This window comes from Fulvivirga sp. M361 (genome assembly GCF_007097395.1).
Classification (GTDB): Bacteria; Bacteroidota; Bacteroidia; order Cytophagales; family Cyclobacteriaceae; genus Fulvivirga.
In genome coordinates this window covers 69,131-78,963 of the sequence record NZ_VKDC01000027.1, presented here as the reverse complement: position 1 = coordinate 78,963, position 9,833 = coordinate 69,131, and the positions used below count along the sequence as shown (strand labels likewise).

The following is a 9,833-nucleotide window of genomic DNA, read 5'->3' as shown; positions in this document are numbered from 1 at the left end:
TCATTGTTGACGGAACGACCGTGGCCAGTGGTATTTCATTTGTCAACACACAAGGAGGCTGGTTAACAGCAGAAGCAACCGTTAGTTTAGGAGCAGGAGTAAAATCTATAATTCTAAGTTCTACTAGTAGTATGGGCCTTGCAAAAATAGATTATGTTGAAGTCACCGGACCAAATGTTGCCGTTTCGGGATGTACAAATTCAGCAAGTACAAGTTCAGCAAGAACAAGTTCAGGAACAACGACGCTTGGTGTGGAAACCTCAGACGCTGATGGTGTGCTTTATGCCTACCCAAACCCTATCACCGATGTCCTTAATATAAGAATTAGTGGTTCAACAACAGCACAGTTGGATATAGTCAATTACGCTGGACAAAAAGTGCTTTCTCAAGATATCAAAGGGGCAAGTACAGTTGTTGATTTAAGTAACCTCTCTTCTGGGGTATATATCCTTAAAGTAACAGATGGACAGCACGTGCAGACTAAGAAAATAATTAAAAAATAAGCTAACAGAAGTTTTGATTTATAATGCCAGTGATTCAGTTCGCTGGTATTATTTCTTATTTAAAATAAGCTAGTGTCAAGTTATGTAAATGTTGTGAACGGATGTTCCCTCCATGGACAGGCTACCGTACTTGTAATTGATAGCACCGTTACACCAACTTCGAGCAAACCATAACAAGCACCTCCGATCCTTCGGTAATAAAAAACATGAATAAATTAAATTTTTATAAAAAGTTAGTATTTAACCTACTATTATTTTCTAGTATTTTTTGCATGAAGGTAATAGCACAACATAGTACGGATGCACCATTGATTTTGGATATGGTTCATCACAATCCAGGAGATAAACCCTATGAATCGGCTTATAATGACCCAGCTGTAATAAAGAAAATGGGGTATAATGGTAAAGTCTATTTTCTTTTTGAGTCTCCTGCATTAGCTATTAATTGGGAGTCAGTCGATCCAGATATTTTGCCAAAAGGTTCAAAAGAACGTCAATGGGTAGATCGTAAGGCCGAACAAATTAAAAAGATGCATGCAGAAAGCAAAGCGCAGGGTATCGACATTTACGCCATGTCTGACCTTGTTTTGTTTCCTAAGAGATTAATAGAAAAGTATGATATAGAAAAGACTTTCGGAGACCCCAATAACCCACTTACAGAAAAGTTAATTAGAGCTCAAATAAACGAAATGTTTAGTCAGTTTCCAGATATTGACGGTTTAGTGGTTCGTATTGGAGAAACGTATTTACATGATGCACCGCATCATCAAGGCCATATAGATGATAAGACTAATCCTGAAAAAACCATTATTCCATTAATGGAAATTTTAAGAGAGGAGATTTGTGTTAAAAATGATAAGAAACTGATTTTTCGCACATGGATTGCTTTTGATAGAAGTTTGGAAAAATACATGAAGGTGAGCAATGCCGTGGAACCTCATGAAAACTTAATCATTAGTATTAAACACTGTGAAGGCGATTTTCATAGAGCAAATCCATTTAGCAAAGTGATAGGGCAGGGGCGCCATCCTCAAATTATTGAAGTGCAATGCGCAAGAGAGTATGAAGGCAAAGGTGCATATCCAAATTATATTGCTAATGGTGTTATTGAAGGTTTTGAGGAACACGCAAGCATGCCGGAAGAAGAGATTAATAGTTTACGTGAATTTGTTACTGAAAAACCAGATTTATATGCAGGTATTTGGACTTGGTCCCGTGGCGGTGGATGGGAAGGGCCGTATATAGAAAACGAAATGTGGTGCGATTTAAATGCTTGGGTAATGGCCCAATGGGCTAACGATACGAAGCAAACTGAAGAACACATTTTTAATAGATATGCAAAAGAGCGTTTAAAATTAAAAAGTGATGATGTCGCCGCATTTAGAAAACTGTGTTTGCTTTCTGCAGAAGCAGCAGTAAGGGGTAGAAATACAACTCATGGAGACATGAATCCATGGTGGACTAGAGATCAAGGTATTGGATGGCCAGTCCCTGCAGAAGATGCTGTTAGTCAAAAGCGAAACCTAAAACAAAAGGATGCGTCTATTGCGAAGTGGAAGGAAATTGTAAAGTTGGCAAAATCTATTCAATGGGATACTAAGGATACACGTAATTACGCAATAGGTTCTTCAGAATATGGATTAAAATTATATAAAATATACCGTGCTCTTGTATATCTGTCCGATGCAGAATCCAAGGGAGACAATAAAGGTGTTCAAAAGTGGATTCAAGTTTATGACGCTGCTTGGAAAAGCTACAACAAACTTCCAGAAAAGAATAACACTGTTGCAACATTATATACGCAAGAGTATAAACGACATATTAGAATTCATGCACATACCAAAGTGGATGAACTTAGGAAGAAAAAAAATAGTCATTAGTATAATGAAAATTACAATATGTGCTTGCAACAGTTAGCCGACATCAAAATTTGGGGATGGTATACTTCAGTAGAAAAATGTTCCTTGATTAATTTTTTATAAAACACAAAAAGTCATATACGTTGTTTAAAATCATAAAAAATTTTAATTTATTCCTTATTAAAAATATTTTTTTATTGGCGTTAATAGGGTTCTTACTTACTAGTTGTCAAACAAAAAAGCAAGAAAGTAAACTCGAATTGCAATACACACAAAACGATAAGGGTTGGTATACCCGTAAATCAGGTATAACAAAATATTTGATTGAGATAGCCGAAGGAGATCCAAAAGTTGCCATTGACCATGCCAACAAACAAGATACTGACGCAGAAGCTTGCTTTGTAAAGGCACTTGCTTTTGCAAAAACAGGAAACGCAGATTCGGCTATGAATCAAGTTGAAAAGTCATTGGATTTGGGACTAAGTATCGACCGATACCAGGCACCTCTCGAAATACTGGTTTCTTTGAATAAGTTTCCAGGGTTTGGCAATTTTATCAAAAAAAATGGACAGCCGATCGTACACGGGCCCATAGTTGGGCATACCACATCGGGTACTGCAAAATTTTGGTTACGAACTTTTCAGGCATCAAAAGCCCAGATTGTTTTAAGTGAAAATAAAACTTTCGACAAAGAGTTTTTTTCGGAAGAAGTACAAACCAATAGATCTTCAGAGTTTACTGCTAAGCCTAATGCTGAAGGGCTCAGGGCCAACACTACTTATTTTTACAAGATTAAAATTGACGGCAAAACCCAAAACAAAGTTTATGAATTTAGAACACAGCCAGCTGAAGGGCAGGTCAATGAGTTTGCTGTAGCTTTTGGTGGCGGTGCTGCTTACGTTCCCTGGCATTCCTATATGTGGAATACCTTAGACTCGCATAATCTAAATGCTATGTTATTGTTGGGCGACAATGTTTATATCGACTATCCGGAATATCCTGACATTCAACGGTATTGTTATTATCGCAGGCAAAGTAAGCCCGAGTTTCGTGACTTTTCATCCAGAACACCAATCCTTTCAATTTGGGATGACCACGATTTTGGCGATAATGACGAATTTGGTGGAAAGGAAATCGATACTCCGAAATGGAAACGTCCGGTTTATGAAGTGTTCCGAAATCAGTTTGCAAACCCTTACTACGGTGGTGGCGATAAAAATCCCGGCGTATGGTACGATTTCCAAATAGCCGATGTTGATTTCTTTATGTTGGATTGCCGCTACTATCGCGAACCCTCAAGTGCTGATGGAAATATCGCGAATCCCCAAATGTTAGGCCCAGTTCAGTTAAATTGGTTAAAAGAGAAACTGCTGGCATCAAAAGGAACATTTAAAGTGATTGTTTCGAGTGTTCCGTGGGCCTATGGTGCAAAAAGTGGTATGGCAGGTCGATTTGATACCTGGCGTGGTTACAAAAAAGAACGTAAGGAGATTTTTGACTTCCTTGCTGAAAATAAAATAGAGGGTGTTGTGCTTCTTTCTGCCGACCGTCACCGCAGCGACTTATGGAAAATTGAACGCGAAAATGGCTATCCTTTGTACGAGCTGGAAAGTTCGAAACTTGTAAATACACACACGCATGTATGTATCGACGACCCTGAAAGAATTTTGTGCTACAACGAAAAATGTTCGTTTGGTAAGCTGATTTTTAACACCAAATTATCCGACCCAACACTGCACTATGAAATATGGAGCATTGATAACGAAAAAGTGGAAGAGTACACGATTAAACTTAGCGAACTGAAACATTAAATAGTCCCGTTACACAATTTCTAACAAATTAATTATAAATATATGATGAAATTGGTATTGCCTCTTTGTCTACTTATGGTACTTGGCTGTGCGACTAAAAAAGAGGCTAAAAAAAGCACTCCCAATATTGTAATAATTTATGCTGATGATTTGGGGTACGGCGATGTTAGTTGCTATAATAAACAGAGTAAAATAGCTACACCAAATATTGATAAATTGGCTAAAAATGGGATCATGTTTACTGATGCACATTCACCAAGTGGAATTTGTAGTCCTAGTAGATATGGTATTTTAACCGGCAGATATTCATGGCGTACCAGCCGTAAACGCGGGAACCCTAAACCCGGGGAACAACCGTGGATAAATCAAGGACGTATAACTATCGCCAGTATGTTAAGGGATTATGGTTATAATACAGCTGTTATTGGTAAATGGGGACTAGGATCCGATTGGAAAGCAGCTGCCAAACCAACAAGGGAAGGAATTGATATTTCTGCCAATGGCATTGACTATAGCAAAGCAATTTATAGTGGTAAGCCAGTAGGGTTTACACATGAAGAGGTTCATCTCTGGTACGGGCGAAATTATTATAAAAGAAAATACCCTTGCCATGACTTGCCCGGAACAAAAGAGCATTCCGATGGTGGTAGATGGTATTTTGAAAATGGAATTAGTAAAAACGGGAATCCTCAGTTTGATAAATTTGATATGGAAGAAGCACAAATGCACTATATAGCAAGAAGTGTTGATTACATAAATGCGGCATCGAAAAACAGTAAAAGCCCAGGATATAATCTTAAAGAAGACACTCCTTTTTTCTTGTACTATGCACCACATATACCTCATTATCCGCATGTGCCTGCTAAACAATTTCAAGGAACTTCTGGAGTAGGGTTATATGGTGATTTTGTAAAAGAATTAGATTGGGCTGTTGGGGAAATAATTACCGCTCTTGAAAAGAACAACATATTGGATGAAACATTAATAATTTTCACTTCCGATAATGGGCCTGAATCTCAAACCTTTGGTTATATACAAGAATATGACCATTATGCCATGAAAGATTTCAGAGGTGTAAAGCGAGACCTTTGGCAAGGGGGGCATACCATTCCTTTTATAGTTTCATATCCAAATAAAACTATTAAAACAGGAACAGAATCAAACCGCCTTATATCTCAAACAGATATTTTGTCGACCATAGCTGATTATTTGGATATTGAACTAGATAATAATGGAGCGGAAGATAGTTATAGTTTTCTTGATGAACTTATTGATGGTTTTGAGGAAAGTAATAGGCGTGAAATAGCAATACACCATAGTGCAAGTGGAAAATTAGCAATTAGACAAGGTGACTGGGTGTTTATAAATAATAAAGAGGGAAGAGATAATGAAGAACCAGATTGGTTTAAAGAAAAGATTGGTGTTAAGCCACATAAAGAAGATTTTGAGCTATTCAATCTGAAGAAAGACTCGCAACAAACAACAAATCTTTTAAAAGTATACCCGGAAAAGGCAGAAGAGCTAAAAAAACTTCTTGAAAAATATATTAAAGAAGAAAGAACGATTGTGAGGTAGATCATTCATAAAAACAATCTCTTAAAGAATAATTAGATATAAAAAGGATAAACAAATTGAATTTTTATAATAAGCTAACATTTAGTTTACTGACATTTATAAGTGTTTACGGCCTGGAATTAACAGCGCAGGATGGCAATACCTGCCTTTGTACTCCTGATATTGGAAAATAGCCCATTGGTTAAACAACACTTAATAGTTTAAGCATCTGCGCACAGGCATGCCTTTTTGAAATGAGGAATGCTCTTCGTATTGGCTTAATTTGGTCAAAAATGCTGTATCATCAGGATGACCAAAGTTAAAATATATGTTGTTTCTGATTCCCTGAGTTTTCTTGCCCCGGAATCCATTATTAGAATAGCAGCCTCTTATTTCGAGGGTAATGATTTTGAGATGGTCAAAATCCCAAATGTCAAAACAGCTCAGAAAGCGATTGAAATAGTTAGTACTGCTAAAGAACATCCATCATCACTCATCATATTTTCCACCATTCTTGCGGAGATAAGAGATGTTTTTATGATGAAATGTTTGGAGTGCAATATTGAATGTATCGATGTCCTTTCGCCGGCAATTAAGTCATTGGGGAAAGTGCTAAAAATACCACCTGTTTATCAGCCCTCACATTCATGGCAGTTAAATGATGAGTACTTCAGCCGGATTCACGCCATCGAATTTGCCATCAATAACGATGATGGCCAAAGTTTGAGTGCCCTTCAAAAGGCAGATATTATATTAATAGGGGTATCAAGAACTTCTAAAACACCATTGAGCATCTATTTGGCGTATCATAACCTTTTAGTTATCAATATTCCACTGGTCTCGGAAGCTGCTTTTCCTAAGCATCTATATGAGATGTCATCTAAAAAAATAATTGGACTTACCATTGACCCAACACGGCTAAATGAAATTCGAAATGAACGGAATACCACCATGGGGGTGAGTGAAGATTTCAATTATTCAGATCTCAATAATATCATCACAGAGCTTGAGTTTGCCGATCAGGTGATGAAAAAAATAGGATGCCCTGTCATCAATATATCTAATAAAGCGGTAGAAGAAACCGCTGAAATAATTATTAAACTGATCAATGCTAAAACCATTTACAAAACATGAAGCAGTACGTCTACAACTTTTCTGAGGGCAACAAGCAGATGCGAAATTTGTTGGGTGGTAAGGGGGCTAACCTTGCCGAAATGACCCAAATTGGATTACCGGTCCCCCCAGGTTTTACCATTACTACCGAGGCTTGTAATCAATATTTTGGTGATAATAATAGCATTAATGAAACGATCAGAGAGCAAATAGATAAGGCAGTGGTGCAGCTTGAAAGTTTGGTAAACAAGCAATTCGATGGCTCACCTTGTTTATTGGTTTCGGTTCGTTCGGGAGCGGTGTTCTCCATGCCTGGCATGATGGATACCATTCTAAACCTGGGGCTTAATGATGAAAGTGTTGAAATAATGGGCGAAAGCACACAGTCTATGTGTTTTGCGTTGGACTGTTACCGTAGATTTATACAGATGTACGGTAGTGTGGTATTGGAAATCCCCATGTACCACTTTGAGTCTTTGTTAGAAGACTGCAAAGAAAAATATCAATTAAAGAGTGATCAGGAACTGCAGGAAGGCCATTTGACTGAACTTATCAAAAATTACAAGAAGATTGTTCTAAAAGAAACAGGAAGTGAATTTGAGCAATCACCAAAAAATCAGTTGTACGCTGCTATAGAAGCGGTATTCAGGTCGTGGAATAATGAGCGTGCAAAAATATACAGGCAACTAAATAACATTCCCGATGAGGTGGGTACGGCAGTAAATGTTCAAATGATGGTCTTTGGAAACATGGGCGATTCATCAGGTACGGGAGTAGTGTTTACCAGAAATCCGTCTTCAGGGGAAAAAGTCCTTTTTGGGGAATTTTTAATGAACGCCCAGGGCGAAGATGTAGTGGCAGGTATCAGAACACCTAAACCTGTTGGTGAACTAGAGCAAATAGATAAGGCAGCGTATGACCAGCTGGTCAATTCCGCAGAACTTCTGGAAACCCATTATTCAGACATGCAGGATATCGAGTTCACCATCGAGACAGGAAGTTTCTATATACTACAAACAAGAAACGGTAAGCGATCAGCGGCAGCGGCCATTAAAATTGCAATAGATTTTGTAGAAGCAGGCATTTTAGATCAGGAAGGGGCTGTCGCTCAATTGGATTTAAGTCAAATTGATCAGTTACTCCATCCCGTATTTGATCATGACAAATTGCAGGCTGCAGATGTATTGGCCACGGGCCTGCCCGCCAGCCCAGGAGCAGCTACAGGCCAGATTTTCTTTGACGCCAGGTCAGCAGAAAAAGCCAATAGCGAAGGATTGGAAGTACTACTGGTAAGAATGGAAACATCCCCCGAAGATATCCAGGGAATGATATCTTCCAGAGGTATTTTAACCGCACGGGGAGGGATGACAAGCCATGCCGCAGTGGTGGCAAGAGGAATGGGAAAGTGTTGTGTGTCAGGGTGTAGTGCCCTTGAAATAAATGAAAGTGCCAGGACAGTCAGGATAGGAGATCAGGTACTGAAAGAAGGGGATTACTTGTCTATCGATGGAAGTACAGGAAAAGTGTATTTAGATAAAATAGAAACGATATCAACCAATTTAAATGCCGATTTCACTAAAATCATGAGCTGGGCGGATACCTTGAGCAGGCTCACCGTACTGGCCAATGCAGACACCCCACACGATGCACAAAAATCCATTGAATTTGGCGCTCGGGGTATTGGATTGTGCCGGACAGAGCACATGTTCTTTGATGGAAATAGGATCATGGACATTCGCGAGATGATCATGGCTAAAACAGATACCGGTCGCAAAGCCGCTTTAGCTAAACTTTATCCATATCAAAAAGAGGATTTCAAAGGAATATTTAAAGCAATGCGGACTTTACCTGTAAATATCAGGTTACTCGATCCTCCCTTGCATGAGTTTTTGCCCAAGAGTAAAACGGAAATGCAGGAAATGGCAGATGTGTTGAGTTTGACATATAGTGAGATTGAAAAAGTAGCCGAAGAATTAACCGAGGTAAATCCGATGATGGGGTTGAGGGGTTGTAGATTAGGCTTGACCTATCCTGAGATATATGAAATGCAGTCCAGGGCCATCATTACGGCAGCGCTTGAGGTTCAGGCAGAATATGAATTTACACCTACTCCTGAAATAATGATCCCTTTAGTGGGCAATGAAGTAGAATTATCGGAATTAAGGGTGCTGGTAGCTGATGTGATATCAGCATTGGATCCGGAGAAGAAGTTAGGGAATGTGAAAATAGGTACCATGATTGAAGTGCCAAGAGCCTGTATGGTCGCTGAAAAAATTGCGCATCACGCTGATTATTTCTCATTTGGCACAAATGACTTAACACAGATGGCGCTGGGTTATAGTCGTGATGATGCCGGGACATTTATAAGAAAGTACAAGGAGAGAAAGGTTTTAGAGGCAGATCCATTTCAAAAGATTGACCGCGAAGGAGTAGGCGAGTTGGTGAGAATGGCGATTGACAAAGGGAAAAAACAAGTTCCCGGACTCAAGGTAGGTGTTTGTGGGGAGCATGGTGGTGATGCAGATTCAGTAGCTTTTTTCAATACATTAGACATCGATTATGTTTCGTGTTCCCCTTTTCGCATTCCAACCGCACGATTGGCAGCCGCACAAGCGGCACTTAGTCAGAAGGCACTTGATTCGTCCAAAATATAGCTCCTCCGTGTTACTTTGCCTATGTGGTTCCATCTTGTTTTTCAATGACAACGCTTGAAAATGCAGGATCACCATGATTTACGATTTTTATAATATTCTATAGAAACTCAGGTATTCTATTAGGCCTCCCCTAAAAAGTCCATCATTTATAAAAACCTGTTCACAGGTGTGTATTGCTGTTTTTATTGATCTAGGCATGAATGGACTTCATTTCTTCTAATTTTAAAAATAAAAGCAGATGAATCAAAGATTGGCACTATTAGCAGCTAAGGATAGGCAAACGCTACAATTAGAGGGCGGACAGTAGTTCTAAGTACTCCGGAATTAAAAAAGCCATTG

Annotated in this window: 6 protein-coding genes; all 6 read left to right on the top strand. The window is 38.9% G+C overall.

Annotation, left to right across the window (positions count from 1 at the left end; all coding sequences use genetic code 11):
• A partial coding sequence (locus FNH22_RS23465) for a T9SS type A sorting domain-containing protein (RefSeq protein WP_143400891.1) occupies positions 1–503 on the top strand: 503 nt, incomplete at its 5' end.
• Between the two features lie 206 nt (positions 504–709).
• Positions 710–2,383, top strand: a complete 1,674-nt coding sequence (locus FNH22_RS23460) for a hypothetical protein (protein ID WP_221420336.1) — start codon at positions 710–712, stop codon at positions 2,381–2,383.
• Between the two features lie 122 nt (positions 2,384–2,505).
• Entirely contained in the window at positions 2,506–4,173 is a 1,668-nt protein-coding gene (locus tag FNH22_RS23455; RefSeq protein ID WP_143400890.1) for an alkaline phosphatase, read from the top strand.
• 42 nt (positions 4,174–4,215) lie between these two features.
• Complete coding sequence (locus FNH22_RS23450; RefSeq protein ID WP_143400889.1) at positions 4,216–5,748, top strand: arylsulfatase; 1,533 nt, start codon at positions 4,216–4,218, stop codon at positions 5,746–5,748.
• A 288-nt stretch (positions 5,749–6,036) separates the two neighbouring features.
• Positions 6,037–6,861, top strand: coding sequence for a pyruvate, water dikinase regulatory protein (locus FNH22_RS23445; protein ID WP_143400888.1), 825 nt, complete (start codon positions 6,037–6,039; stop codon positions 6,859–6,861).
• Positions 6,858–9,494 carry a pyruvate, phosphate dikinase gene (ppdK, locus tag FNH22_RS23440; RefSeq protein WP_143400887.1) on the top strand — a complete coding sequence of 879 codons (2,637 nt, stop codon included), beginning with the start codon at positions 6,858–6,860 and terminating at the stop codon, positions 9,492–9,494. Before FNH22_RS23445 ends, ppdK begins: the two co-directional genes overlap by 4 nt.
• Positions 9,495–9,833 lie beyond the last annotated feature (339 nt).